Source organism: Collimonas pratensis, assembly GCF_001584185.1.
Taxonomy (GTDB): Bacteria; Pseudomonadota; Gammaproteobacteria; order Burkholderiales; family Burkholderiaceae_D; genus Collimonas; species Collimonas pratensis.
The window spans coordinates 427,838-454,814 of the sequence record NZ_CP013234.1 but is presented as its reverse complement, the minus strand read 5'-3'; the positions used below and the strand labels follow the sequence as shown (position 1 = coordinate 454,814).

24 protein-coding genes and 2 pseudogenes are annotated in these 26,977 nt (G+C 52.3%); 10 read left to right on the top strand and 16 right to left on the bottom strand.

Annotated elements, in window-relative coordinates; all coding sequences use genetic code 11:
* Positions 1-125 precede the first annotated feature (125 nt).
* The 3 genes from CPter91_RS01975 to CPter91_RS01965 form a co-directional block, all read right to left on the bottom strand.
* A complete protein-coding gene (locus tag CPter91_RS01975) occupies positions 126-1,451 on the bottom strand; it encodes an MFS transporter (RefSeq protein ID WP_061945746.1) in 1,326 nt (441 codons plus the stop codon).
* 79 nt (positions 1,452-1,530) lie between these two features.
* Complete coding sequence (locus tag CPter91_RS01970) at positions 1,531-2,481, bottom strand: hydroxyacid dehydrogenase (protein WP_061538523.1); 951 nt, start codon at positions 2,479-2,481, stop codon at positions 1,531-1,533.
* Positions 2,478-3,173 carry an RraA family protein gene (locus tag CPter91_RS01965; protein WP_061538522.1) on the bottom strand — a complete coding sequence of 232 codons (696 nt, stop codon included), beginning with the start codon at positions 3,171-3,173 and terminating at the stop codon, positions 2,478-2,480. The genes CPter91_RS01970 and CPter91_RS01965 overlap by 4 nt, the downstream gene beginning before the upstream one ends.
* A 461-nt stretch (positions 3,174-3,634) precedes the next feature.
* Here CPter91_RS01965 and CPter91_RS01960 point away from each other — a divergent pair, with 461 nt between their 5' ends.
* Positions 3,635-4,534, top strand: coding sequence for a LysR family transcriptional regulator (locus CPter91_RS01960; RefSeq protein ID WP_061538521.1), 900 nt, complete (start codon positions 3,635-3,637; stop codon positions 4,532-4,534).
* A gap of 188 nt (positions 4,535-4,722) precedes the next feature.
* On the opposite strand, the gene CPter91_RS01955 is transcribed toward CPter91_RS01960, so the two are convergent.
* A complete protein-coding gene (locus CPter91_RS01955) occupies positions 4,723-5,577 on the bottom strand; it encodes a helix-turn-helix domain-containing protein (RefSeq protein ID WP_061538520.1) in 855 nt (284 codons plus the stop codon).
* 205 nt (positions 5,578-5,782) lie between these two features.
* On the opposite strand from CPter91_RS01955, the gene CPter91_RS01950 reads away from it, so the two are divergent.
* The 4 genes from CPter91_RS01950 to CPter91_RS01935 all read left to right on the top strand — a co-directional run bounded on the left by CPter91_RS01950 (position 5,783) and on the right by CPter91_RS01935 (position 9,869).
* Positions 5,783-6,655, top strand: a complete 873-nt coding sequence (locus CPter91_RS01950) for a fumarylacetoacetate hydrolase family protein (protein WP_061945744.1) — start codon at positions 5,783-5,785, stop codon at positions 6,653-6,655.
* A gap of 11 nt (positions 6,656-6,666) precedes the next feature.
* Positions 6,667-7,452: an alpha/beta fold hydrolase gene (locus tag CPter91_RS01945; RefSeq protein WP_061538519.1), complete on the top strand. Its 786-nt coding sequence runs from the start codon at positions 6,667-6,669 to the stop codon at positions 7,450-7,452.
* Positions 7,453-7,476: 24 nt separating this feature from the next.
* Positions 7,477-8,820 carry a metal-dependent hydrolase family protein gene (locus CPter91_RS01940; protein WP_061936274.1) on the top strand — a complete coding sequence of 448 codons (1,344 nt, stop codon included), beginning with the start codon at positions 7,477-7,479 and terminating at the stop codon, positions 8,818-8,820.
* Positions 8,821-9,092: 272 nt separating this feature from the next.
* Positions 9,093-9,869, top strand: coding sequence for a hypothetical protein (locus tag CPter91_RS01935; protein ID WP_150119609.1), 777 nt, complete (start codon positions 9,093-9,095; stop codon positions 9,867-9,869).
* Positions 9,870-10,266: 397 nt separating this feature from the next.
* Here the strand turns inward: CPter91_RS01935 and CPter91_RS27670 are convergent, their stop codons facing one another.
* Both CPter91_RS27670 and CPter91_RS01925 read right to left on the bottom strand, forming a co-directional pair.
* Complete coding sequence (locus CPter91_RS27670; RefSeq protein WP_417924836.1) at positions 10,267-10,500, bottom strand: plasmid mobilization protein; 234 nt, start codon at positions 10,498-10,500, stop codon at positions 10,267-10,269.
* Positions 10,501-10,517: 17 nt separating this feature from the next.
* Complete coding sequence (locus tag CPter91_RS01925) at positions 10,518-10,862, bottom strand: hypothetical protein (protein WP_061936270.1); 345 nt, start codon at positions 10,860-10,862, stop codon at positions 10,518-10,520.
* 673 nt (positions 10,863-11,535) lie between these two features.
* Between CPter91_RS01925 and CPter91_RS25525 the strand changes: the two are divergent.
* Positions 11,536-11,916: pseudogene (locus CPter91_RS25525) on the top strand (helix-turn-helix domain-containing protein); the annotation flags it as partial.
* Here the strand turns inward: CPter91_RS25525 and CPter91_RS26835 are convergent.
* From CPter91_RS26835 to CPter91_RS01885, 9 genes are all read right to left on the bottom strand, one after another.
* On the bottom strand, positions 11,882-12,115 hold the full coding sequence (locus CPter91_RS26835; RefSeq protein ID WP_167595117.1) for a hypothetical protein: 234 nt from the start codon (positions 12,113-12,115) through the stop codon (positions 11,882-11,884). The pseudogene CPter91_RS25525 and the gene CPter91_RS26835 sit on opposite strands and share 35 nt — an antisense overlap.
* A 616-nt stretch (positions 12,116-12,731) precedes the next feature.
* The gene (locus CPter91_RS01915; RefSeq protein WP_061936264.1) at positions 12,732-13,052 is read right to left on the bottom strand and encodes a hypothetical protein; all 321 of its coding nucleotides are present in this window, start codon (positions 13,050-13,052) and stop codon (positions 12,732-12,734) included.
* A 256-nt stretch (positions 13,053-13,308) separates the two neighbouring features.
* A complete protein-coding gene (locus CPter91_RS01910; RefSeq protein ID WP_061936261.1) occupies positions 13,309-13,665 on the bottom strand; it encodes a hypothetical protein in 357 nt (118 codons plus the stop codon).
* A gap of 38 nt (positions 13,666-13,703) precedes the next feature.
* A complete protein-coding gene (locus CPter91_RS27665) occupies positions 13,704-13,991 on the bottom strand; it encodes a TniB family NTP-binding protein (RefSeq protein ID WP_417924871.1) in 288 nt (95 codons plus the stop codon).
* Positions 13,992-14,177: 186 nt separating this feature from the next.
* Complete coding sequence (locus CPter91_RS01905) at positions 14,178-16,289, bottom strand: phosphocholine-specific phospholipase C (RefSeq protein WP_061936258.1); 2,112 nt, start codon at positions 16,287-16,289, stop codon at positions 14,178-14,180.
* Between the two features lie 142 nt (positions 16,290-16,431).
* On the bottom strand, positions 16,432-17,118 hold the full coding sequence (locus CPter91_RS01900) for a TonB family protein (RefSeq protein WP_061936255.1): 687 nt from the start codon (positions 17,116-17,118) through the stop codon (positions 16,432-16,434).
* A 9-nt stretch (positions 17,119-17,127) separates the two neighbouring features.
* Positions 17,128-17,526, bottom strand: a complete 399-nt coding sequence (locus tag CPter91_RS01895) for an ExbD/TolR family protein (RefSeq protein ID WP_061936252.1) — start codon at positions 17,524-17,526, stop codon at positions 17,128-17,130.
* Positions 17,523-18,245 carry a MotA/TolQ/ExbB proton channel family protein gene (locus tag CPter91_RS01890; RefSeq protein WP_061936248.1) on the bottom strand — a complete coding sequence of 241 codons (723 nt, stop codon included), beginning with the start codon at positions 18,243-18,245 and terminating at the stop codon, positions 17,523-17,525. Before CPter91_RS01890 ends, CPter91_RS01895 begins: the two co-directional genes overlap by 4 nt.
* Before the next feature lie 62 nt (positions 18,246-18,307).
* Positions 18,308-21,070: a TonB-dependent receptor gene (locus CPter91_RS01885; RefSeq protein WP_236905921.1), complete on the bottom strand. Its 2,763-nt coding sequence runs from the start codon at positions 21,068-21,070 to the stop codon at positions 18,308-18,310.
* A gap of 472 nt (positions 21,071-21,542) precedes the next feature.
* On the opposite strand from CPter91_RS01885, the gene CPter91_RS01880 reads away from it, so the two are divergent.
* The 4 genes from CPter91_RS01880 to CPter91_RS01865 all read left to right on the top strand — a co-directional run bounded on the left by CPter91_RS01880 (position 21,543) and on the right by CPter91_RS01865 (position 25,980).
* Positions 21,543-22,667 (top strand): LacI family DNA-binding transcriptional regulator, encoded by a 1,125-nt coding sequence (locus CPter91_RS01880; RefSeq protein ID WP_061936242.1) that lies wholly within the window; start codon positions 21,543-21,545, stop codon positions 22,665-22,667.
* A gap of 155 nt (positions 22,668-22,822) precedes the next feature.
* Complete coding sequence (locus CPter91_RS01875) at positions 22,823-24,142, top strand: extracellular solute-binding protein (RefSeq protein WP_061936238.1); 1,320 nt, start codon at positions 22,823-22,825, stop codon at positions 24,140-24,142.
* 29 nt (positions 24,143-24,171) lie between these two features.
* Positions 24,172-25,059, top strand: coding sequence for a carbohydrate ABC transporter permease (locus CPter91_RS01870; RefSeq protein ID WP_061936234.1), 888 nt, complete (start codon positions 24,172-24,174; stop codon positions 25,057-25,059).
* Positions 25,060-25,062: 3 nt separating this feature from the next.
* Positions 25,063-25,980, top strand: coding sequence for an ABC transporter permease subunit (locus CPter91_RS01865; protein WP_061936231.1), 918 nt, complete (start codon positions 25,063-25,065; stop codon positions 25,978-25,980).
* Positions 25,981-26,091: 111 nt separating this feature from the next.
* Here CPter91_RS01865 and CPter91_RS01860 read toward each other — a convergent pair.
* A pseudogene (locus tag CPter91_RS01860) lies at positions 26,092-26,873 on the bottom strand (IS3 family transposase); the annotation flags it as partial.
* Positions 26,874-26,977: the final 104 nt, after the last annotated feature.

Genomic DNA, 26,977 nt, shown 5'->3' with positions numbered 1-26,977 from the left:
CGCAGTCGGACGCGTTTGGCGAAAACGATCAGGCAAGCGCGTAAACACGGTGGTACAAATGCTCGGCGGTGCGAAAAAAAAGCTCATGATTCTCTTTCTATCAGGCGGTATTCAACACCCGCACATCAAACGGTCTTGGTGCAGCCAACCACCGGACTGGAACGGTTTGCCTGGTAGTCCAGAATGAGCAGGCAAATGACACTCATCATCGCCAGTATCGCCAACGGCAACAAAGCCAATGCATAGCTGCCGGTCTCTGCTTTGATCCAACCGTATACGTTCACCATCAGGCCGCCGCCAATCAGGTTTGACGCCGCATTGATTCCCGCCAGGCCGGCAGCAGCGGAGCCAGAAGCCAACCAACCGGAAGCCAGAGCCCAGAACGGCCCTTTGAATGAATAGGCACCAATCAACACACACGACAATAAAGCTATGGTGGGTAGCAATGCGGACGTCAGTTGTGCGCAAACCATGCCGCCTCCGATCATTAACAAAGGAATGGCCGTATGCCAACGACGTTCGTTCCTGCGGTCGGAATGCCGTCCCCACAAGACCATGATTACCGACGCCAGCAGATAGGGTATTGCGTTGACCATGCCGGTCTGCATCACTGTTAAGCCAAAGGATTTGATTAGTTGTGGTTGCCAAACACCAAGCACAGTGCCGGCCCCAGATGCCGTGGAGCACACCAATGCCATACCCAGCACTTCCTTGCTACGAAACAACTTCCATAGCGAGACGTGCGAAATTAGTTTGCTTTCAGCTCTATCTTTCTGAATGCGCGCGGACAACCAGTCGCGTTGCTCTGTACCAAGCCAATGCGCTTGTTCGGGACGGTCAGTCAGAAAAAATAAACAGACAAATCCGAGCAGCACAGTAGGCAACCCTTCCAGAATGAATAGCCATTGCCAACCATGTAATCCCAGCGTGCCATCGATCTGCAGCAACATGGCCGAAATCGGCGATCCGATGAAACTGGCTGCAGGGATCGAAACCATGAATATCGCAACGATACGCGCGCGATACGCAGACGGCACCCAATATGTCAGATATAGCAATACTCCTGGAAAGAAGCCCGCTTCGGCAGCGCCCAGAAAGAAACGTAGAACGAATAGCGATGGCCCCCCTTGAACAAAAGCCGTGCTTGCGGACACAAGGCCCCAGGTCACCATGATGCGGGCGATCCACTTACGCGCGCCGAATTTTTGCAGGGCGAGATTACTAGGCACCTCAAAAATGAAATACGAAATGAAAAACAAGCTGCTGGCAAAGCCGTATGCTTTGGGCGAAATGCCGAGATCATGATTCATCTGCAGCGCCGCCATGCCGATATTGCCGCGATCAATAAATGCCAGCAGATAGCAAACCATCAGAAACGGGATGATGCGAAGAATGACCTTCCTCATCGTTTCTTTTTCCAGGCTGTTGATATTTTTTATTGTCGTTTCCATCATCTTCCTCCAACGTCATGGCCGGCTGCCGTGGCACAAAACATGTGTCTGCGTAACGCAAGCAAGTCAGCCAGATCGCCTACGCGACCGCATTTTCGGTAGCAAGTGCATTTAGAACGTTTTGTGCCGAAGCTATTCCCATGCCGATATAGGCATCCGCAGTAACGCCCCCGATATGCGGCGAAAGGATCACGTTAGGCACATTCTCAAAATGATGCGGACCGACGAATGGCTCGATCTGGAAGCTGTCCAGGCCGGCTGCTCGAATTTTTCCGCTTTGCAGTGATTCGAGCAAAGCTTCTTCATCGATCAGCCCACCGCGAGCGGTATTGACGATGATGGCGCCGTCGCGCATTGCCGCCAATGAATCGCGATTGATCATCTGCTTGTTTTCGGCTGTCAGCGGGCAATGCAGCGACAACACATCAGCTGTTGCCAGTAGCTCAGTCAATTCAGTTTTAGCGATGCCTTCTGGAACTTGCCTGGCATAAGGGTCATGAGCAATGACATGCATGCCTAGCGCCAAGCCGACTTCAGCTACGCGCAAGCCAATGGCGCCCAAGCCAACCAAGCCAAGCGTGCGGCCTTTAAGCTCCAAGCTTTTATGCGTCGCTTTATCCCAATGTCCGGCGTGCATGCGTTGATCCAGGCCCACGACATTCTTCGCACAGGCAAAAATCAATGCCCATGTATGTTCAGCGACCGCCGGTGCATTTGCACCGGCAGCAGCGACTACTGCGATACCTTTCGATTTTGCATAACTGATATCGATCGTATCGATGCCAGTCCCGTGCTTCGAAATAACGAGCAAGCCGCTACAAACGTCAATGATCCGTGCCGTGATTTTTCCGTAGCGAACGATGATGGCCACCGGTTGATGCTGTGTGCAGAGACTGGCCAAGTGTTCTTCGTCCGGCGTCTTACCGGCATAGACAATCTCAAAACTATTTAGCAGGGACAACGCTTGCGCAGCTAAATCGGCGCCAGTGACAAGAATCACCGGTTTTCTGTTGGGGATTCCAATGCTCATAGTTGCTCTCCTTCCTTCAGCACGCCGGCTTTGCGCAGCGCGCCGTCGAGCCAGCTTGGACGTAACTGCTCACGATTGCGGATGCCTTTTATCCGTGCAGTTTCATCGTCTACTTTTTGCTTTGCCAGCGGCAACAGGGATGCTACTTTTTCACGTTCGACAACAACCACACCGTCAGCGTCGGCGACGATCAAATCACCTGGATTGACCGCTGTTCCGCCCACCGATACCGTCCAGTTGACGCGCCCTGGGACCAGCTTGGTTGGCCCGTTCGGATTAGCGCCAACCGCATATACCGGAAAACCTAAATCACGGATTGCTTCTGTATCGCGTACAGAACCAAAAATCACCACACCGGCAACGCCGATGGCCTGGCATTGGGAGATCATGATCTCTCCCATCAACGCACAAGTTTCATCGCCTTTGCCGTCTATGACCAATACGTCACCCGGCTTGGCGATCGCCATCGCGGCATGAATCATCAGGTTGTCACCAGGACGAACTTCTACCGTGAGTGCCGGTCCGGCAATACGCATCGTCGGCGACAACGGAGCGATTCGACTGGACAATGTGCCACGGCGACCTGCAACGTCAGCCAAAATTGACGAAGGATATTGCGCGGCGTCATCGACCAACTCTGCTGATATTCGGGTGAATTCGCGGATTACGTCTGGTTGAGTGGAGTTGCTCATATTTTTTCCTGTTGGTGAAAACAATTAACAAATTGGAGAAAGTGAAAATGCATCAAAAGCCGTAAAGCATCGCAAGGTTCTTAGCGGAATCGACCGAACGTAACGTTGCGCCAAACGCGATAGGGAAACGCCTATCGGCGATCGGCGTGTGACAGCCCTATGCGTCTGTAGGACAACTTAATTTGAGGGAGCGGGGATATCTCATGGAATCGGGTGCGAACATCTCGATTCACAACATCGAACTGACACGAAGCTCGCATATGCGGCTCTGAACGCCGCGCCAGCGCACGCGATGATTTTTCGACTGCATTGTTCATACCTGTCTCCATTTTCCGTGCCCGGATGCATGCTCGTGAAAGAACATCGGGCTACTTTTTTTATTTGAATGGAGTATAGAATCACGGATCTATAATGTATATTTACTAATTGTTTAACATTAATAACTTTTAGGAATAGTTCAAATGGACTTTCGCGACCTGAAATATTTTGAAGTAATTGCCCGAGAGGGTAATTTGGGGCGGGCAGCAGAAAAATTATTCAGAACTCAGCCGGCATTAACGAAATGCATACATCGTCTTGAAGAGTCGCTGGGAGCCAAACTGTTCGAGCGCGACGGTCGCGGTATCCGATTGACGGCTGCAGGTACGGTGCTGCTATCGCGAACACGGAAAATGGGAATCATGTTTGAGGACACTGCCCGCGAAATGAACGATTATGCAAAAGGCCTGAAGGGCCATATCCGACTGGGCTGTGTACCAACCCTGGCGGAACATTTGCTACCGCAAGTCTGCCAGGAACTGTTGGCAGAAGCGCCGGACGTTACGATCCAACTGATGGTGTCAATGAATGATGCCTTGTTGGAGGCGTTAAATGGAGGTGACCTGGACCTCGCAGTCGGACCTATCGTCCAGTCGGATGCCGATGTTGAATCGGAGCAAATTGTCGAAGACGAAGTCGTGGTGCTGGCAGCAAAAGATCATCCAATTTTTAAAAGGCGCTACACCCTGAAAGACCTTCTCGACTACCGCTGGGTATTGCCTGCCACAACCGTGGCAAGCCGGCAATGGTTGGACCAAACCTTTGATCGAAACAGGCTACCGAGACCACAGGTACAAATCGAACCGACCGTACTGAACATGATTCTGCCGTTAATAGAAAAAACCGGATTGCTTGGGTTCGCGACAAGAGCAAATTTACAATCTGGAAAAACATCGCTGCGGGAAGTTGTGCTGAAAGAGACGACCATGCAAAGACGCCTTGGAATCGCCTATCGAAAGAACGCTTACCTGTCCCCTGCGGCCCAACGACTCGTGACATTACTGCGCTTGCGAGGAAAAAGTCTGTTAATTAAAAAAAATTAGCTGTATTAACTCAAACTTGATCTGACATGGAGTGCGAGGTCGAATCTAGATCGACCAGCGATTCGATTGGCTGTAATCGCCACAAGCCGCCGGTCGATGGACTAACTCAATAGTAGACTTGTCATGGCACAAAAACCATTAGTTCAATTCAAATCGCCTAGACCACGCATACGGTGCAGCAGGTGTAGTTAGAGAGGAAGGCCTGTAACCGTGGCAGGTAAGTTGCCAGTGGCTGCGCGGCGGAAAATGGATGGAGATACTCCTGTATGTTCCTTGAAAAACCGGGAAAAGTTGCCTGGCGCTGAAAATCCCAGATCTAAAGCGACCCAGGTCAGTGGCCCCCCTTCCGTGATCAATCGTCGCATGGCTTCCTCGACACGCACTGCGCTCCAAAAAACCTGAGGCGTAGTGTTCAGTTGATCTCGGAACAGAGTAAAAAAATGGGCGCGAGAAAGACCAACTTTCAGGGCGACTTCCTCGACGGTGATTTTTTCCGCAACGTTTTCTCGCATGATTGAAATTGCCGCCCGGAGCCGGTGATCCAGCGTCGACATGCCCAGTCCTTTTTGAACACCCGGGCAGGAATCAGCAGTTGCATCGATAGCCGCGGTAATGAGCTTCTCCACTTCGTCGTTCATCAATGACGTCGCTCTTTGAGGAGACAGGATCAAGTCCAGTACCTTCCAACACGCCTGACGAAGAGCAAGATCGATCGGAATACGAGGAGAAGGAAATACAAAAGGCTGCCCCGTTTCTTTCCTTCGCTGATTTAACCACTGACGCGAAATCATAAACACCAAAAAGACGGCGGGGCCTTTGTCATCCAGCAACGTCATGTCATGCGACTGGTAAGCGTTAGTAGCCAGTCCTACATCTTGATCGTACTGTACTAGCTCATCGCCAACCCGTGCTTGAGCGCGAGTTCCTCCCAGCCAGAAAGCAATTTGGGATTCTGAATGAGAATGGGATACGAGGTCAGCCCGTGATTCCAACACGATGGCCTGCCCAAATGCTCCCTCGTAGAAAGCGTATGCCTCTGCCATTTTGTCTCCTTGCCCCTAGGTTCGGAGCTTATTTTTTCCGCTTCCTAATCTTAGTCTCTTTTTGTCTTTTTTTGAAACAATCAGACTCTGCGATACGCAGCCAGATAGCACGATAAGCGCAGTACGCACATCGTTTCTACACTCCGTACACGGTCAACAAAGCCAGTGATTGGGACCGGATCAAAACTACATGGAGGAGTACGAAATGAGAATTGCTACTTATCAGTTAAATGGCCAGCGTTATGTTGGAACCGTCTCAGCGGACGGGACTCAGGTGACACCGTTAAGTTTTACAAAAGAACAAGCTTCTAAGGGTGCCTTAGCTGTTATTGACTCTCTGGTTGAAAGCAATAAATTGCCGCCGTCAAACGGTCAGGCTGTCGCGATTAGCGAAGTCCAGCTTGAGGCTCCATTGCCAGTACCACGTCGCAATCTGTGGTGCGTGGGACGAAACTATCACGCTCATGCCCAAGAACTTCAAGCATCGGTTTTCAAGGACAACGATGCAAATCCGGAGTCATGGCCCATTGTTTTCACAAAAGTGCCCGAATGCGTGGTCGGCCCATACGATGATGTGAAAGTGCCGGCCAGCAATATCTCTGAGCAAATTGACTATGAAGCCGAACTGGCGGTTGTAATTGGCAAAGGCGGCAAGAACATCAGCCGTGGCGACGCCATGCAATATGTCTTCGGTTATACCGTCGTCAATGATGTTACGGCGCGTGATGTACAAATGCGCCATCAGCAATGGGATATGGGCAAATCCTTCGATACCTTCTGCCCGATGGGTCCTTGGCTTGTAACAGCTGATGAACTCGACGGCACCAAAACTCGCGTGCGATGCTGGGTCAACGGAGAATTGCGCCAGGACGGCCCTACAGAGAACCTGATCTTCGATATTCCCACGTTGATTGAAACGGTCTCACGCGGTATCACGCTGTATCCAGGAGACATTATCGCCACAGGAACCCCCGCAGGTGTAGGTCTTGGCATGAAGCCCCCACGCTTTTTGAAGGCCGGTGATGTGGTGCGCATCGAGATTGACGGTCTGGGCGTCATTGAGAACAAGTTCTCTTGAGGGGGACTGCGATGACGACACAATTTATCGAAAATCTTGCAGTTGAGATCGAAGGTGACGGCGTGCCAATCGTCTGCGTGCATGGGCTAGGCGGCACCAGCAATACCTGGACACCTCTCATGTCCGCAATACAAGGTCATCGGATCATCCGCATTGATCTGTCAGGTAGTGGTCGCTCCGCCCCGGTTCCCGGCGAGCTTAGCATCGAACGTCTGTGCGAGGCCGTGCTGAAAGTATGCCGTGGACTTGATGTCGCTAAAGCACATTTTGTGGGGCATTCAATGGGCACGATCATCTGTCAGCACATTGCCACGCATAACCCAGAGCAGGTACTCAGTCTCGCGCTGTTCGGTCCCCTGATCTGCCCCCCAGATGCCGGTCGGCCGGCGATCCTTGCCCGTGCTGACAAGGCTGCTACGGGCGGTCCCGCAGCCATGCAGGAAATTGCCGACGCCATCGTGGCAGGGGCGATCAGCAAGGAGACTAAGGAACAGCAGCCAGCCGTTGTCGCATTGGTACGGGAAAGCGTAATGCGCCAATCTCCCGAAGGTTATGCCCAAAGTTGCAAGGCCCTGGCAGGTGCACAAGGGGCTGCGCTTGAGGAAATTTCTGCCCCCACGCTGCTAGTGACGGGCGACCAAGACGGTGTTGCCCCACCGCCCGCAGTAACTGCGATGAAAGAACGGATCGCTGATAGCCGCATGATCGTGCTGGAAGGATGCGGTCACTGGACAACGTTCGAGAAACCACGCGAGTGTATGCGGGAACTCAAAAGCTTTTATCAATCTATAAATTAAATCCTGATACAGGAGGAGACAAACATGGAAAAGACTTTATTTACCGACGTCATGATTTTTGACGGTAGTGGTGACGACGTATTAAAGGGTGAAGTCCTTGTCGAAGGCAATCGCATCATTGAAGTTTCTCGTTCGAACGCTCCTCTGAACGTTGAATCTGCACGCATTATCAATGGAAAGGGCAAGTTTCTGATGCCCGGCATGACCGAAGCACATACGCATTTTTCGTGGAACGACCAACCTTCGCTGTCGGCAATCCAGATGATGCCCCCCGAGGAACACATCCTGTGGTGCATCCGCGTGGCCAGGCGTTACCTGGAAATGGGCTGGACTTCCGCGATTGGTGCTGCTGCCGCTAAACCGAGGCTGGACGTCGTGCTGCGTAATGCAATCAATGCTGGAGAATTTCCAGGGCCGCGTTATCTTGCAGGCAGTCAAGAAATTACGACGATCGGAGCATTGGGCGACAATACGCTTCCCCATTTGCCTTTTGAAGAATTGAGCTTCGGCAGTGTATGCAGTGGCCCTGAGGAAATTCGCCGCTCAGCACGCACGTTTATCAAGTACGGGGTAGACCACCTGAAGATCAACTTGTCCGGCGAATATATTGCCGGCCTGCCAGCAGAAATGTCTCCCTTCTCAGAAGAGGAAGTGGCGATGCTGAGCAGCGAGGCAAAGCGATATGGCAAGCGCATGGCGGCACACGCGCGATCAAGCGAGTCCGTCAAGATGTGCGTACGCCACGGTATCGAAATGGTGTATCACGCCAGCTTTGCAGATGAAGAGGCACTCGATATGCTTGAGGCGAACAAGGAAAAGCACTTTGTCGCTCCCGGCATTGGCTGGCTAATTCGCACATCGTTCAATGCGTCCGATTACGGTATTACGCCGGAACTGGCTGCAACGATGGGGTATAAGCGCGAACTAGAAATTGCATCCGATTCGCTGCGCAAAATGCACAAACGAGGCATTCGTATCCTGCCAGGCGGAGACTATGGCTTTGCCTGGATGCCGCACGGCACCAATGCTAACGATCTTCAATACTTCGTCGACTATATCGGGATGACGCCCGCGGAGGCACTGCTCTCCGCAACAAGACTGGGCGGCGAGATCATGCAACGTCCAGATGAGTTGGGTCAGGTGCGTCCTGGTTTCCTTGCTGACATTGTACTGGTAGACGGCAATCCTCTTGAAGATCTCAGTATCCTCACCGATCCGGTAAAAATTGCACTGGTGATGAAGGATGGCGTGATCTACAAAGAGTGCAAGGACGTGCGTCCGCCAACCGCTGCACTGCGTCTTGCCGATGAAGAGCGTGCAATGATCGATGGCGGAGTCAAGAAGGCACTCCAGACTGAACTGCGTTAAGCATGTTTTGATGGACGCAATGTAATCGCTGCGCCCACTTTCGTCCTGTAGCAATAAGACTGGTCGGCACTTGGTGCGGGAGCCTTTCCTAGGGCTGCATGATGGGAGGAAACGTCTGTGGAGCACCACAACGGTTCATGCGTTTTTGTTTATTAAAAATAAAATTCTGCGACTCACCATAATCGGTATCTCACTCCATTTCCGGGTGTGAACCGGTCAGCGGGTAGTTAACAGTGATCTTTCACTGCATAAAAAATAGAGGAGAACATATTTTGAAAACAAGGCGAATAGTGCGGGCTGCCATAGTATTTGTGGCTGTTTCAGTCTGCGCAGAAGCGGCTGTAGCAGCCGATTTTCAAGTGGCGAACTTAAACGTGCTGTATACAACAGAATCTAAAGCTGATCCGGTTCTTGGCACAGGAACCAACAATGAGGTCCTCAAGACCTATCAGTTTGAGTATTTCGCTGGATTCAAGTACGGAGATGTATATGTCGATGCTGAGGTTTTCAATGGTGACAACGTCGGTGGCGCTGCTGCCGGCTCCTTCGGTGGCAACACTAGTACCCAGAACCTGCTTGTTTTTAACCCCCGATTGAGCCTAGGCAAGATCACCGGGAGGCCTCTGGAATTTGGCCCTATCTCTGACATATCCCTGATCGCACGCTACGAGCGTGCCAGTTATGCTGACTTCCGTTCCTATAATCACGGAGTTTCCTTTAATTTTAAAGTGCCAGGTTTTTCGTATTTTGAATCTGGCCTCTTGTATCGAAATACGAATTTCTACCATGGCAAGCTCTTATGGCGGTCAGTACTCATGTCCGACCCTTTCCAACTCGCCGGACAAAGATTCCGATTCAACTTACTGTCGCTTGTTAATGGAACTGCAGTGAATGGTACTGAAACGTTCTTGCGACCGGAGTTGCTATGGGAAATCGACTCAAAAGGAACGTTCCAAGTAGGATTACGGTACGAAATGCATCGTTACAAGATCAATTCTGACACCTATACGCGCACCTCTCCAACAGTGATGTTGAAGTGGAATCTGTAGTCACGTTTGGTGTTATATCGTTTAGGCTCTCTTGAATGCATAGGAATGTAAGTTCACATTCTCACGGCTGGATCTTATATGACTGGGCTGCTTAAAATATATTAAGCAGCCCAGCTCAAAAAGCCGCAGTAAAATGGATTTACTAATGTCCGCTGCCAGGCAGCTGACAGATTGTTTAAGGTTGAGGCTGTGTAAAAACGTAAAATTATTTCTCAGGTTAGCACTCCCCGTCTTCGATGCAATGTAGAAACCCCAGTGCCATCGACAAATACGCATTTAAGCTAGCTGTGCAGCTAATTTTAGACTTTTGGCTAAGTTAGAAGGTTGCACCATATTAGCTGCTCAGCTAATATGGCGTGCTTTAGCTTCCGTTGCAGCAATTCGCCTATTGCTGGCCTCAACAAATGTCAGGAGGTAGTCGATTGAGTCTGATACACGCTCTGACCGCTGCCTTTGCCGCGCCCGCAACTACGCCTACCTCATAGTCCTCCGCTTCTGATTTGTAGGTCCTAGCTCCGCGGCGCATCAGCTTAGAAACGGGAACGCCGAGTTTTTTGGCTTTTTCGACAATAGCTTTCTTCTCTTTCGACGTTACTTGCACTACGATTCTTTCGGTAGAGTCGATCGCCATTGCTTCCGCCCAATTATCTAGTCGGGAAAACTTTCCTTTTCGCTCTTTATCGCCATCATTTTTTCTTGAAAATCTGGCTGCTCTTGTGCATCCTTAAGCATTTCAAGCATCCAAGTAATAAAATCCTCGCATACGGCGCGGGTTATCGCTCTGCCCCTAATTGGATCTTCGCGAAAAATGCTATTGGGTGAAGTAGGCTCAAGGAGGTCCTCAGGTAAGGAAAAGATCCAGTTACCTACGATCCGTTCCAACTCAAAAGGGACGTCGCTAATATATAGAACGTCTTCACCATTCAATACTTCAAAACAGAGGCCAGCTCGCAAGCCGCAGTATAGTGAATGCCTTTGCTGTCCTAGACCCATCAGTTCCTCCGTTAGTTCTCAAATCATTAGAGCGACTCAATACATCTGATAAAAAATAAAGGCGCGGACATAGCAGCTTCGGCTATTGGTCATCAGTCTATTGAGACTAACTCCTGCTTTACAGTCATGTGCTACCGTCAATTCTAAGACAGCTTTATCTAGGGCGTCAGGGAAGACGAAATCACGCGGCAATTCTCAATCATATATTTGAATGGTTCCTACATGTCCCCACAGACTCAGGTCCACTTATTCAAGCCAATCCGACTATACCTAATTCACAAGATTGTTCCGAAAAGCGAGGTTAGCGATGACATCAAATTAACGTTCAGGCCCGGCGGCACATTAGTTTATCGAGCGCTTGAACCGTTGGCTTCATTAAATTGCCTAACTGCAGATATGCGCTCGAAATATTTATCTTCAATTTCTCGCCGAACTAGCTATAGCTCGCTCTGGAACGGTTTTACTTTGGTTCATAAAGCACTCCGCAGCCTCTTCCGCATCGTCAAAAAGAGCGGCGAGTACCATCGCATAGGCTTGTCCCTTACAAATTTCGATGCGAGACGTCGCTGTTGATTTGCGCCGAAAACTGACCCACTTAGCTGGATAATTTGCATCGAAAATTGACCCACGTATAGACCACAATCCTACTCAATATAGTGAGTGGGAGATTGGAGTGATCGACGTGGCATTATTAGGCATTATTCGACGCTGGCACCTTCGTGACCAGGTCTCCTTGAGGGAGATCGCCAGGCGCTTGGGGATCTCCAGAAACACCGTCAGACGCTATCTACGCTCAGAAATCGTAGAGCCGGCTTATCGGGATCGACGCACTCCCAGTGCTCTTGATCAGTACGCCTTCAAACTTTCATCCTGGCTTAAAACCGAAGCGACAAAGTCTCGAAAACAGCGGCGCAGCTTAAAACAGATCCATGCTGATTTATGTGAGCTAGGCTTTGAAGGATCCTACGACCGGGTTGCCGCCTTTGCGCGACAGTGGCGAGTGGATCAGTTGGATAGGGTCAATTCTGCAAGCAAAGGGACAGAAGTGGCATTGATAGCGCACGCTCTACCAATTCCAGGTTCGACAACGGCTCAATACAATCAACAATTAACCATCTAGCTTTCACTGGGTCTGGACATCCAGCACAAAAGGCAAGTAGCACATCATCACTTTCCTTTTCCGTCATAGCTTGTGGCTGCATAAGTTTTTCTAGAAGCCGCAGTAGTTGAGCCTTGGGCAGTTTTTCTTTCATTTCAACCTTTTTATTTCAACTCTGATGCCACCGCTTTTGGCCGAGATTAGCCTTCGGCACGAGTAGAGTTTAGACGGAAGACAAAATGCAAGGTGTTGTCGCCTATTGCCGACGCGACTGGTTCAGTAGGCAAAACACCCAAAGTCCAAGTCGGGTCACCTGAGGCGTATATCTCCGCGACTTGCCGACCGTCGACCTCGGCACTTAGTCGATTGTGGGTGGACGAATATTGTAAAAAATTTGACGAGCAAATTTTCCGTATTAAAACCTCGATAGTAGTGTTCCCATCTACTTCGTAAACCGCATCAAGTCTGTTGATTTGGTCATCGGCTGCACAGCACGCCTGGCGAATAACATTTATCTTCATAACACTTCCTGATGTTAGCCGCCTTCGTGTCCCGTCTGGGGTCACAAGAAGAAGCGGCTGCCTGTGGCCGGTTTAAGCCCGTCGCGACTAAGTCAATTCCCAATCCGGCATTCAGGTTAAGGACGACTGATAACATCATGCCAACATAACGTGATCTCCGTGTGACACGCAATTTCCGTAGACAGAAATTTTTCAAAACCGATCATTGACATGGCCAATGTAGAGACCACTATCTGGCTGTTGCTCAAACTATCGCGTCATTCCTACCGCGATCGCTGACATTAAATCGGTATTTGTGACGCCCACGACATGACACCATCCGTCTCCGATCTCGCCTTTGATTGTCAGCGTCAGCTGGTCGCCGGGCATCGTGAGCGCCAGTGTTTCAAGATCGCTGCGCGGTTTCTGAAACACGAATTTGATCGGCTCTCTTTCACCCTCAAGCACCAGTACAAAGTACCCTTGCGTTTCCCCGCTTGGATGGGCAAATCCGATGCGTGTGACTGTCCCGGAGCGAGTCGTAACCGGCTTTTTTTTCAATCCCAACATTTCGAAAAGTGGTTTGTTCATAAGGTCTTTCAATCAATTTTCGGAAATTAATTTTTCAATCATCGGCATGGCTTTGTAGATTGGATACACGCCAAATGCTGATGCCTGCAGATCCTGCGGGCTTTGCGTACCCGGTTTGATAGAGAGGTACGAATCTTTATTAAACCAACGCGTAGCATACGATGATGACGTCCAAATGTCCGCTTTGGGCTGAATTTGTCAGTGGCTACTCCTGGCCGAACTGCGACTTTCGCGAAACACCTCGCCCACGAAACACCTATCGCGTTGCAACGATTATTTCCATAGTCCGTTCATCCAATGCGATCATATTCTCAGCATGGCAAAGCTTGCGGAGAAAATCATGTCCGGCGGTGACGTCCTGTCTAAACGACGTACGCAGAGAAATCATGCCGAGTTCTAACAAGTCATCAGGGCATTGAAATTCGAAGCGCCCAATATCGTTCTCCAGCGTACCTGCCTGTTCACTGTCATTCCAGACAACTCCATCAGAATGGCGCGACAGCAGTGCCTTAACAGATTCATAGGATTCAAATGGTTCGGATGGCCCCATGAGATCCTCAAGTGATGAAGGCAACTGACCGGTACTGCGAAAAATCTTGTAGTCGTAACTCATGCCAATGCCCTATTTCATGTAAAACAAACTATTCAGGTTCATTCCAACATCCTTGCGATTTTTGGACGGCAGCTCCTGGCCGAACCCGGCCCGACGCATAAGTGCGTGACAACCCGAAAGGGGCGGTCAGGTTGCCTAGAAACGGCCATTGGACACATTGCTCGAATCTTTCCGATCCCCGTGCAGTGCCTCACAGATACCGGCACGCTCACCGCATCCTCTCCGATATTGTCGGATGCGAGATGTAGCGCTCGAAATCGTTTTAATATTTGCGCTTTTCCGTTATTCGTTCTTCCGACCAACAACAAGTTTGGCATGCGATGAATGCGCGGATGTTTTCGACTTTAATAGGTCGGAATAGTGATTACGAATATAAACATTTCTTACAATTGAAGTGGAGAACATCGATATGCGAATTTCAGCGATGGCTATCTCGTCGGATCTGTGAGGTAGTTAGACGCTCATGTTAGCACTCTCGACCACACGGTTCAGACGAATTTCTGATTAATTTTCTACTGAGAGCAATGAAACGCTGGATCGGAAGTTGAGTCCTTTCCAGTTTCGACATGGCCAGCAAAACGACGCATAAAATGACCATCGTCATCCGCGCCGACGCTAAGGTCATACCATTGATTGCTGGATGCGAGCAGCCATCGTTCCTTCACGCTGGTGCCGCCGGCAATCGTCAGGGTACGCGATGCATTGCCATAAGCATTGTCGATCACCGTCATCTTAATCGTGGTCTTCCCACTGTTCTTGATAGTCAAAAAGACATTGCCCTTTATAGGGTCGTAATGCGCTCTTACGACAGGTTCTCGCCTATCCGCCGCAGCCGAGATTGCTCCCTTGAATTGACGCAAGAAACCATTCGGACCGTAGACGCAAAGATCGTAGATTTCGCTTTTGGCAGCCACCGGCCATGCATCCGACAATTTCTTACCGGCTTCGACCGTGTAAGTCCTGGGACCATCAGGAGTGCCGCCCGTATAGATTTGAAAAACTGCGCCGGCGTTTCCGGTATTCATGAAATCCAGCCAGACCAGGTTATTGTCAATATCGTGCCGTTCCTCGACAGCTAATGCGTAAGGCAATGCTTTGGCCCGGCGTATACCGGCTTCCTGCTGTGGCAGCACAGCCAATGCCGGTGGAGCTGGCGGCGGCAGCTTGCATTGGGCATCCGATATGGCTTGATATCGGGAAGTATCTGGCAAACCTGGGTTACTCGCATCCGCCTTGGAGAAATCAAAGGCCGAGGTCAGATCGCCGCACACAGCTCTGCGCCAAGGACTGATATTCGGTTCTTGAACATCAAAAACCTGTTCCAGGAATTGGAGTATCGAGGTGTGATCAAATACCTGAGAGCATACCGCACCGCCCTTCGACCATGGCGATATGACGAACATTGGAACTCGAGCTCCTAAGCCATATGGCAGCTTATCTGCGCGATTGACGTAATCGCCGACTGTATGGAGTTCCTGCGAAACATCCACCGTCGAGAGTCCGTTCAAGCGGGACATCGGTGGCATAGGCGGCACCATGTGATCAAAAAAACCGTCGTTCTCGTCATAGGTAACAAGGAAAACAGTACCGCTCCACAAGGCCGGATTGGACGTCAGAATATTTAGCACCCGACTAATGTAACTGGCGCCATATGCCGGCGTCCGGATCGGATGTTCTGAATTAACTAACGGCGGCATCAACCACGACACCTGAGGCAGGGTGTTGCTCGTTACGTCAGTGGCGAAATTTTCCAATGTGTATTTACTACAACCGTTGATCCATAACGGTGACGTTGCCGGAGCGGACTGGTACTGTCGGAAGAAGTGCTGCAGCACATTGAAGTCACTCGGATAGTCGCCGTTGGCGGCATGCATGTCGTTGGTACCTTGATAAACGCGCCAGGAAACGTTGTGTTCTTGAAGGCGTTCCGGGTACGTAGTCCAGTTATAACTGTCGGCAGCATGTGGAATTTCGCCAGCGACGCCAGACCAGACGCCGGGCTTAGGCTGATACGTGACCGGGCCGCCGCCAGCGCCGGATGGATCGATCGTGCCGGTCATCAGATGGAAGCGGTTGGGGTTGGTGGATCCCGGTACAGAACAGTGATAAGCATCGCAAATGGTGAAAGCTTCCGCCAATGCGAAATGAAAGGGAATATCATCCCTTGTAAAATAGCCCATTGTCACCGGATTTTTCTTGGCTTCAATCCAGCTGTCGTACTTGCCATGATTCCAAGCTGCATGCTGGTCAGACCATGCATGCGGTAAGTCGCCGCCGGCGCACCCTGCACTCGTGGTCTGCATTTCCATCCTGAACGGCAGGATAGGTTTGCCGTTCTTGCCCTGCTGGTGAAACACCGATTTGCCATTCGGCTGAGGCCGGGGTATGCGGTCGCCGAATCCACGTACTCCCTTCATCGTGCCAAAATAATGATCGAAGGAACGGTTCTCCTGCATCAATATCACCACGCGTTTCACGTCTTTGATGGTACCGGTCGGAGACGATGCGGGAATGGCGAGCGCTCGTTGAATCGACAGAGGCAAGCCGCCGAGGGATAACGCCGCACCGGTTGACCCGGCGGCCAGTTTCAGGAATCGGCGTCGGCTTTGTGAAGAAAATGTCATAAATGAAAATTATTTTTAGTGTAAAAAGTTGAGCGATATTTTTTAACTACGGAGAATCGCCGGCCGCCATATTCGCCAGTGACAATCATCGTCTTGCGCCACCGTCACCCTATGTTTTTATACTTGCTGTTATTTGCAACAGTCAGTTCAAAGTAAAATGCAATTCCACCTCTCCGACCGTACCGCCGTCGTTCTGAGAAAATTTCCAGCGCATCAATGCACGGATGGCTTCCTGATCAAAAATCTTCGGCGGCTGCGCGCGAACAATATTTACCCCGCTAACGCTGCCATCCTTTTCTATCGTCACATGTGCTACCACGGCGCCTTCGGTGTTGGCGGCAAGCGCACGTGCCGGATAGTCCGGCTCTACCCTGACCAGTGGCACGATGCCGCGTCGCACAGCGCCGGCCTTGTCAGGTTTCGCGGAAACGGGGGCTTGCACTCTCGGCGCAACAGGTAATGCAGCTGACGGCGCCTCTTGCGGCGTACTATCTGCCTGCGGCTCCGGATTGGATTCCACTGGCGCTGCATCAACCTGCGGTTTCGGCGATAGCTGCGGCAAAGGTTTGACGGCAGGTTTCGGGGATTCACGTTTTTGCGGCGGCGCTGCTGGTGCCGGATCTGGCTCTCCCGGCACATCGGCAATCGTGACCAGGCGCGCAATTTTTACCGGTGCCGGCAACAATGCCGCAACCGGCTTGGCATGGGTACCTAGCGCCAGAAAAATCAACATCGTTTCGATGGCACTGGCGGCCAACAGCGCCAACGGCCAACGCAGGCCCGTTTCTCGTACTGGCAGCAGGCTTGCGCCTGGCATTGAGCTGCTCATCTTTTTACCTTAACGTTTTGCGGCGATGCCGATATCATCGACTCCGGCGGTGCGGGCTACGTCCATCACATGCAGCAGATTCTCCAGCGACACCTCCTTGTCGCCGGCGATCAGCACCTCCAGCTTGGCGCCAACAGCTCGTGTCTTGATTTTTTCGGTCAGCGACGCCGCTGAAACAGGTTGTCCATCGAAAAACAGATCGCCGTCCTTCTTCACCGTGATGGTCAGAGATGTTTTTGGCAAAGGCGCCGCGGTTGACGCTTGTGGCACATTGATCTTGATGCCGCTGGCATCGATCATCTTCAGCATGGTCACCATGAAAAAAATCAGCAGGAACATCATGATGTCGATCATCGGGATGATCTCGATGTGCGGCTCGTGCGATTCCATATAACGGGTACGGCTCATCCTCGTGCTCCAGCCAGTTCAGCGCCGACGGGACGTGTAAGAACGGGCTGCACAGCGGGGGGCTGCCCGTGCACGGAGCGCACTTTGCCAGCACGGTAGTCAGTCAGGTGCAAACGTTTGATGCACATCAGCTTCAACAGATCGAGTTGCAAGATGGTAAGCCGGGCGCGCTTGTCGAAATAGCTGTTGGCGGCTACGCCTACAATCGCAACGATCAGGCCGCAACCTGTAGCGATCAGCGCATGGCCAATCCCGCCCGTCACCGCCCCCGCACTTGGGCCAGCTGCTCCTAGCACATTGAATGATTCGGTAATGCCGATGATAGTGCCGAGCAAGCCGATCAGCGGTCCCAGCGTCACGGCCGCATTTACCAGCCACAGATGCTTGTCGAGCTGCGGCATCGTGCGCACGATAGCTTCGTCTACATAACGATCCATTGCTTCAGGAGTATCCAGATGTCGCGCCTCGACCACCGCCTGCAAAGTACCGCCGAACACCGTGGCGCGATAGCGGCCAGCGATTTCACGCAACGCCTGTTCCTGACGATGATCGATAGCGGACAATTCGCGGTCGATCCTGGCGCCCGACGGCACGGTGCGTCCGAAGAAAGCAATGCGCTCGATGGCCACCGCCAGCACTATCAATAATATCAGCGCCAGCAGCGGAATAATGCCCATCGACTGTATGCTCAAGTCGATGAATTGTTGAAATGCGTTCATATTCCATTCCTTTGATAAATGGGGAAACTTCCTGCCCGCAGCGCGCCGGCAGGAGCCGGGATTTATAGATCTTTCGGAGCGTAGTTGAGGCCGATCCAGAGGGTTCTGCCTAACGAAAAGGTGTCCTTCAACAGGTTCCGGTTTTGCCCGGTTACGCTGGTGACCGGTGAATTCGTCAGATTGCCGATTTCTGCAACCGCCTTCCATCCGGAACCGAGGTCGTAACGTGCCTGCAGGTCGATTTGCTTGCGCGGTTGCCAGTACACGTCCTGACTTGGCAAATTGGCGTCGACCAGGCGCAAACTGGTGCCGGTCCAGTTGTAAGCGGCGCTGACGCCGAACTTCTGGTAGTTGTAGAACACCGTCAGGTTGCGAATCTGGTCTGGCTGATTGACCAGGTGATTAATCTTGCGCGTCGCGCCGGATGAGGTAATCGCGTTCAATTCGCCGTTCAGGAAGGTCAGGTTGCCGCTAAAGCCGAGTCCTTGCAGATAAGGCGACAGCCAGCCCAGCGAGCCTTGCACGTAGTTCAATTCGACGCCGTTCAATGTCGAGCTGGAGGCGTTCAGCGGCTGGGTGATTGCCGCTGTGCGGGTAGCGCCGTTGTAAAACAGCGTTCCTTGGCTTGACAGGGTATAGATTTCGTTCTTGATCCGCTTGTCGAACACGGCGAGCGACGCCAGGCTGGAGTTGGGTAAATACCATTCGGCGGAGAAGTCGAGATTATTCGATTCGCGCGGCTTGATGTTCGGATTGCCCTGTGTTACCGAGACCGTGCCGTCGGTGTTTTGCGAAATCGTGGTATTCGGCGCATAGGCATCGTAATTAGGCCGGCCGATGGTTTGGCTGGCGGCGACCTTGAGCTTCACCGTACTGGTAGCATCGAACACCAAGGACGCCGCCGGCAACAGGAAATTGTATTTCGAGTCATTGGTCTGCGACAACCAGGTGGTGGCGCCGCTGACGTTATTGCGCACATTGCCGGTGGTCGACAGCGTGGTGTTGTCTTGCCGCAAGCCGAACATGCCGCTCAGGCGATCCGTTCTGTAGGACGCCATGGCATAAGCGGCCGCCGTCTGCTCGCTATGCGAGTAATTGCTTTGGGTGCTATTGATCAGATTGGCGCTGTTGGGCGCGATGATATTGCCATTGGCGGCCAATTGCTGCCAGGCCGCTCCCGAATTGACGATCAAGAACGGTAGACCGCCACTGTTTGGCATGATCGTGCTCGACACGTAGCCGTTGCCGGCCATCGTCATGCCGCCTGCGGTCGGATAATACTGGGTGTTTGTATAGTTGTAGCTATGGTTCAGGCGGCGGTAGTCTATCCCCGCAGCAGCGCCCAGTCCGCGCGAATCGTTGTCCTGATTCCAGCGATAGTCGAGCTTCAGATTGCCTACCCGGTCATCGATCTTGACTGCCTCGGTCCGCCAGTAATACGCCTGCCAATTATTCAGATTAGTGAAGTTGGAAGGATTGTTGAGACTGACCGCCGGTTCGAATCCGGAGGTGTCGTAGCCCATGGCCAGTCCTGGTGTGCCGCTAAGCACCGGAGCCAAGCCGGCGCCTGGATACTTGAAATTGGCATAAATATATTTAGCCAGCTCGCGCGGCTCGCGATGACTGGCTTCCGACAGCGAGGAGCGCAAGGACAGAACTTTGTTGTCGTCCAGTTTCCAGTCGATCCCGCTCTGGATCGATTCGACCGTGCGTTTGATAGTCGATGCCGAATAGCCTGTTTCAGCTTCTCCGCGCGCGAACTGGCCGGACGTCTGGGTCTGGTTCGACACTGGATTGGCGCCCGTGCTGCGGCTATCGTCGATGAAGGTTTCATTACGCCGTTCATGCATGCTCTCACTGTTATAGCCCAGCGACAGGAAACCATAAACATCGGGATTGAATTTTGCTTCAAGCTTGGCATTGATACCCTGACGTTCCAGGTTTTTCTGATATTGCCAATACTTGAACTGCTGCGGAACCGCAATTCCGTTACCGGTATTCGGGCCGCCGCTGCCCGCCGGATTGGCGATCGTGCCGTCGGCATTGTAATAGTTGTAGAAAATATTATCGGTCGTCATGTGACCGATGGAGGTGGTATTTTCCTTTTCGTAGTTTGCCGAAATCACATAACCCAACGCCTTGTCCGGGCCGAAGGTGTTGCTGATGGTGACATCGGTTTTTTTGCCCAGCCCCTCGGCCCCGGACAGCACTTTGCCGGTGCCGTCTGCATGGCCCAGCGCTACGCTGGCGTTTAGATATGGTTTCCCACCATTGTCGAAAGCACTACGAGTAACGATATTGACTGATCCGCCCACTGCGTTCGGATCCATGTCCGGTTGCCAGGTCTTGAATACCTGCACTTCCTTGACCATTGATGCCGGCAGCATATTGGTGCGGGCGCTGCGGCTGGTCTGATCGACCGACGCCATCGGCGCGCCATCGATCACCACGTTGTTATAGCTGCCGTCGAGTCCGCGGATGGCAATGAATTGCGCTTCGTCGCGGCCATTGATGGTGTCGCCATTAAAACTCACGGAGACGCCGGCGATACGCTTGACGACATCAGTCACGCTGGCGTCGGGCAATGTCTCGATTTGTTCTTTTGTCACTACATCCATAACACGATCCTGCGTCTGCTTGGTGGCAACCGCTGCACTGGTTTGCGAGCGCTTGCGGGTCACTTCGACGCTCTGCAAACGTTCAACCCCATTGTTGCCGTCGCCCGCCTGCGCTGCCGGCTTTTGCGATGCCTGATCCTGCGCGGCGCCGGAGCTGTCCGCCGCATGCGCCAGCACCGGCAAGACTGCGCCAATTGCCAGCGCCATCACCGATTGCCGTAGATAATTTTTGCACCCCTGTTGATAGAACATGTTTTCCCCATTGTGTGATTTACGCGTTGCTTGCAGCCGCGCTTGACCGGTGTACGGACGAAGCGACTAGCCAGAATTAGTTAATTGGAACGTTCTAATTTTTCAACGCAATAGTCGCCCGAAGACAACCTTTACCCATGGGGAATGTGCGGTCATCGCCATCGAGGCACCGATAGCGATATAATTAGAACGTTCTAATCGAGCCGAATTATGGCGTTGCTTTGTTACATGTTGATTACAAAAACAGCGTGTCGAAAAAAATGTATTTTCTTCGAATCGCACGCAATTGATATATTATTCACGCGCTTTTTTGGCAGCCTCGCCGAGTTGATTTGATGTTCTTGTCGCCAGGCGATCGCGGGGCAAAACGCACCAAAAAAATCATACGAAAGACAATACGCATGTTGAATAACATCCGGATGACAGCATGACCCGGGTCACCATCAAAGACGTCGCCAAACTGGCGGGGGTCAGTTTCCAGACGGTGTCGCTGGTCCTCAATCACCCGGAAAAAGTCGCTCCCAAGACACGTGAACTGGTACAGAGTGCGATCGATACCCTCAATTTCATCCCCAACGTTGCCGCCCGCTCCTTGCGCAACATCTCCACCAAGACGCTCGCTTGCGTAATGTTTAACGGCGCCTCGTACGACAACCGTTCGGAGAGAACTCAAGATACCCACGGCAATAGCGTTGTGCAGACGTTGACCCGCGCCGCCGATCGGGCCGGCTACACTCTTTTGCAACGCAACTGGATGGGTGATGACGCCGCTTCGCTGGCTTATGCCCGCGATCTCTTTCTGGCGGGCCGGGTCGACGGCATGATCGCCATGGTGACCACTGCCGGCCACTCTGTACTCACCGAGTTGCAGCGCATGGGATTTCCGTGCGTGATCTACGGCATGGCCGATCCGCAATTCAATCATGTCGTGCAATCCGACCGCGAGGCGGCTCTGGCGGTAGTCGAGCACCTGGTGCAAGGTGGTTGTCGGCGCATCGCCTTTGTCACCGGTGCTAGAAAAGAACACGCGCCGGTAGTACTACGCGACAAGGCTGTGACGACCGGCAGCGAGGCGCGTTACATCGGCTATCTGGACGGCATGCACAAATACGGTTTGCCGGTCCGGCAGGATTGGGTCGTACCGGGAGACTGGTCGCTCGATAGCGGTTATCGCGCCGCCGCACAATTATGCGGCACGGCGGACCGGCCCGATGCCATCATCCTGAGCAATGACAGAATGGCGCTGGGGGCACTGAAGGCGCTTCACGATCTTGGACTGCATGTCCCAAACGATGTAAGCGTGGTCGGCTTCGACAATATGCGATACGACGACTTCAGCATTCCGTCCTTGACGAGCGTGGATGTCCCGATGTTCGAGATGTCTGAATGCACAGTACGAATATTGCTGGATTGCATAGAAAAGCGTGGCTCATCCGATCTAGTACAACGGGTCTTTCCGACCAGTCTTGTGGTGCGCGGCAGCACCCGTGCCGTCAATCTGGCATCAGGCGCTATTTCAGACCTGCCCGCCGTGGGAGAACAAAATAAATAGAGCGGGCACTTTGCCGGCATAAACTGATTCTTACGCGCCGTAAGAAACTACATGATGCAAATAAAGCCGTGTGAATCAAGAGATTTTCTTATAGCCTGGCACCAGTCGTTCCTGAATTCGGAGCGTACATCGGCATCCGTTATCGAGGCATCCTAGTGAAGCGTATTGTGTTTATCGCAGGCTTTGTCAGCATCCTGACACTGGTCGCACCAGACGCCAGGGCGGCCAACTTCGATTTCTGGTACAGCCATACCGGCCCTATCGCCTATGCCATCCAATCTCTTTGCGATGGCTTCAACGCAGCTCAGGAGCAGCATCGAGTCCACTGCACCTCGCCAGGGACGTATGAACAAACCATGCAGAAAACGATTGCCGCATACCGTGCCGGAAAGCAACCGGCGGTAGTCGAAATCTACGATATCGGCACCCTCGATCTGATGCTGAGCGATGCTGTTTATCCAGTGTTCAAATTGATGAAAGATAACAGTCGCGACGTCGATTGGCGAGATTACGTCAACGCTGCGCGTAGTTATTATTCGACCTCGGCCGGCGATCTTTACTCACTGCCTTTCAATACGTCGACGGTGGTCTTGTACACTAATACGGCCAAGCTGGCGGCGGCTGGCGTGAAGAATGTGCCGCAGACCTGGGAAGATTTTGAAGCAGCAGCGGAAAAACTTAAGGCTGCAGGGCAAAACTGCCCTACAGTCAGCGATTTCAATCCCTGGATAATGCTGGAGCAAGTCAATGCGACACAAGGGGAACCCCTCACAACGGAGGACAACGGCCGCGCGGGGCTTGGCGCCGAGTACATATTCAATACTGGCATTCACCGCCGCTTCATGCAAGATATCATGCGTTGGCGTACGCACGGACTTCTGATTGATGCCGCCGCGACCCGCACCGGAAACCAGACACTTGCTTTCGCCAACGGCGAATGCGCCATGGTGATCGATGCAACCAGCGCCTGGGGTGCGATTAAGGCAGCCGGCATCGTCGACGCCAGCGTCAGCCTGATTCCCGTCTATGCCAACACAGTCCGCCATAACACGGTAACCGGCGGCGCATCGCTATGGGTTATGAAAGGACATGACGTCGCGGTATACCAGGCGGTTGCCGCTTTTTTCGACTATCTCCGGCAGCCGCAGAACCAGATTGCATTCGCAGAGAAGACCGGCTATGTTCCCGTAACGAAAACGGCTGGCAAAGCAATGATGGCCGGAAGCCATGCACGCGACCCGGGACTGGAGTCGGTCAGGATCGGCATAGTATCTATGAATATAGCTGGCAATGAATACAGCCAGGGCATTCGGCTCGGTTTCTTGCCGCAGTTCCGCCATGTCTGGACAGAGGAAATACAGAAGGCATTCGCCGGCCGACAAAGCATCGGCGATGGGCTCGATAGGGCAAAAATTCGTGGCGATCGTCTGCTGAGGAGATTTGAAGAGACCTACGCAGAGGAAAAATTGCCATAGCCGGCGCAGCCACGTGAACGGAGAAAGTGATGAAGTCTAGTGCCATGTTTCAACGCCGCTGGATGCCGCTCGCTCTGGCGGCGCCACAACTTATTATCGTCTTTTTATTTTTCTTTTGGCCGGCCTGGAAAGCAATCTGGTGGTCTTTTCATCTAGTGCGGCCTTTTGGTAACGATTCTGTCTTTGTCGGCGTGAAAAACTATCTTCGGATTCTCGGCGACGACAGCTTTTACTCCTCGCTGCAGGCGACATTGATTTTTACTGCCGGCAGTCTCGTGCTTGCCATCTTTATCGCCATCGTCCTGGCGGCTTGCGCCGAACTGAATCTGCGTGGCCGGAAAATCTTCCGTCACTTCTTCATCTGGCCATATGCAGTCGCAGGCGCGGCGCTCGGTGTGATTCTTAAATTTGTCATGAATCCGGTCCTGGGGCCGATGGCCGTTCTCAACGGCATCTGGCCTGGCTTCTGGACCCCGCACATCAATGGCTCGGAAGCGATGTTGATGCTGATATTTGCCTTTGCGTGGACCCAGGTGCCATTCAATTTCGTGATCTTCGTCGCCGCCCTGCAAACGGTGCCGGACGATTATCTCGCGGCGGCGGCGATAGATGGTGCCGGTCCGATGCGCCGGTTCTTCGATATCCAACTGCCGCTGATTGCGCCGTTTGTATTCTTTGCTGCCGTCATCAACGTGATCGAGGCGTTTACACACAGCTTCGGCCTGATCGATACGCTGACGCAAGGTGGTCCCGGCGGTGCGACCAACATCCTCGTCTACAAAATTTTTTCCGATGGCTTTGTCGGGCTGGATTTATCAGGATCGTCGACGCTTTCCGTGATCATGATGCTTTGCATCGTGGTCTTGACCACGTTGCAATTCCGCTTTTTTTCAGATCGTATGGGCTACGAGAGATAAATCATGGTCGAACGCCACCCTCTCCTCACGGTTTTCGCTTACGCAGTATTGATGCTCGGACTGATCTTTGCGCTAGGCCCTTTGTACCTGGTGCTATGCTCGGCATCGGTATCGAATCAGCAACTGCTAAATAATGGCATTGCCCTCTTGCCAGGACCGCAGTTGATTGACAACTTACACGCGGTCACGCAACGAACGGATATAGGCCGGCAATTGTTCAACAGCTTGATGGTATCGAGCCTGGTGGTGATCGGCAAGCTTGCACTGTCATCGATCACGGCTTTCGCCGTTGTCTACTTTCGTTCGCCTTTCAAGCCCTTGATTTTCTGGACGTTGTTCGCCACCTTGTTGTTGCCGCTCGAAGTGCGCATCATTCCTACCTACGCGGTTGCATCTGACCTCTTCGAGCCGCTCAAAACCATCCTGCAATCGACCGGCCTTGACACGCTTATCGCGAGCGTCGCCGGCATCAGAATAGAACCATCGCTGAATCTGCTAAACACTTATTCAGGTTTGTCGCTACCGCTGATTGCGTCGGCAACGGGTACTTTCCTTTTTCGGCAGTTTTACCAGACAATACCGCCGGAACTCTCTGAGGCAGCCTTGATGGATGGCGCCGGTCCGCTCCGTTTTTTTATTGACATCCTGTTGCCGCTGTCAAAAACCAATTTCGCTGCACTTGGCACGATAGTGTTTATCTCAACCTGGAAAGATTATATGTGGCCACTGGTGGTCACGAGCCAGGAGAACATGCGCACAGTCGTACTTGGCATGGCAACTTTCCTTCCTACGGAATCCGGGCAATGGCCTGAATGGAATCTAGTCATGGCCGCAGCTCTATTTGCGTTCATTCCACCCGTGATTGTTATCGCACTGATGCAGCGCTGGTTTGTAAAGGGCCTTATTGGAGTTGGGAAATGATCCGATCTGGGCCACAATTCTACTCAATATTCGGAGGTCCCTGGCTCGAGTTTAGGTCACTACGAGCCCTGCGAATTTCCTATAGATGAGGACTGGGACAAACTGTAGTGGTCAAGTAATCCCGGACACCGCGTTAAGTTTTTCTTCGGCCACTGCCGGCGCGAGTCCGTCATTGAACTGATGCGGCCGTATCCAGTTATATCGTTGCATCAGATAATGACTGATGTCCCGATGCGCTTGCTGTGCTGTCATGTAGCCCATGTTTGGTACCCATTCAGATTTTAAGCTCCGGAACAATCGCTCCATCGGCGAGTTGTCCCAGCAATTCCCGCGACGACTCATGCTCTGTTCGATTCGGTATCGCCACAAGCGCTGACGAAACTTACGACTGGCGTATTGACCGCCTTGATCCGAGTGAAACATCAGACCTTGAGGACGGCTGCGTTGCTCGTAGGCCATATCCAATGCCTGCACGACCAGATCGGCATCTGGTCGTGTGGAGAAGCCCAGCCAACGACCCGACGCGTGTACAAGTCCAGTACCGCAGCCAGGTAATGCCAGCAACCCTGCGCCCAGATATGGGTAATGTCACCGCACCAGACTTGGTTGGGCGCATCGACTACGAACTGTCGATTCAGATGGTTCGGGATGTCGATGCGCTCCACCGTTGCCTGCTTGTAGGCATGGCGACCAGGCTGCTTACAGATCAGACCCAGTTCCTCCATCAGTCGGCTGACTTTGAAGCGACCAATCACGACGCCATCTTCTCGCATCATGCCCATAATGCTGCGACTACCGGCCGAACTGCGACTCTCGACGAACAATTCGTGAACGCGGCTACGCAGCGCCATGCGCTTGATATTGGGCTGCCGAGATCGTTCACGATATCGATAAGCTGCGCGTTCGGTGCTGCTGTCATCCAACATACCTCCTTGGCTGAAGATGATGCCATTGTACTGTATAAAAACCCAGTTAAAACAGAAAATTTCTTTAGCTC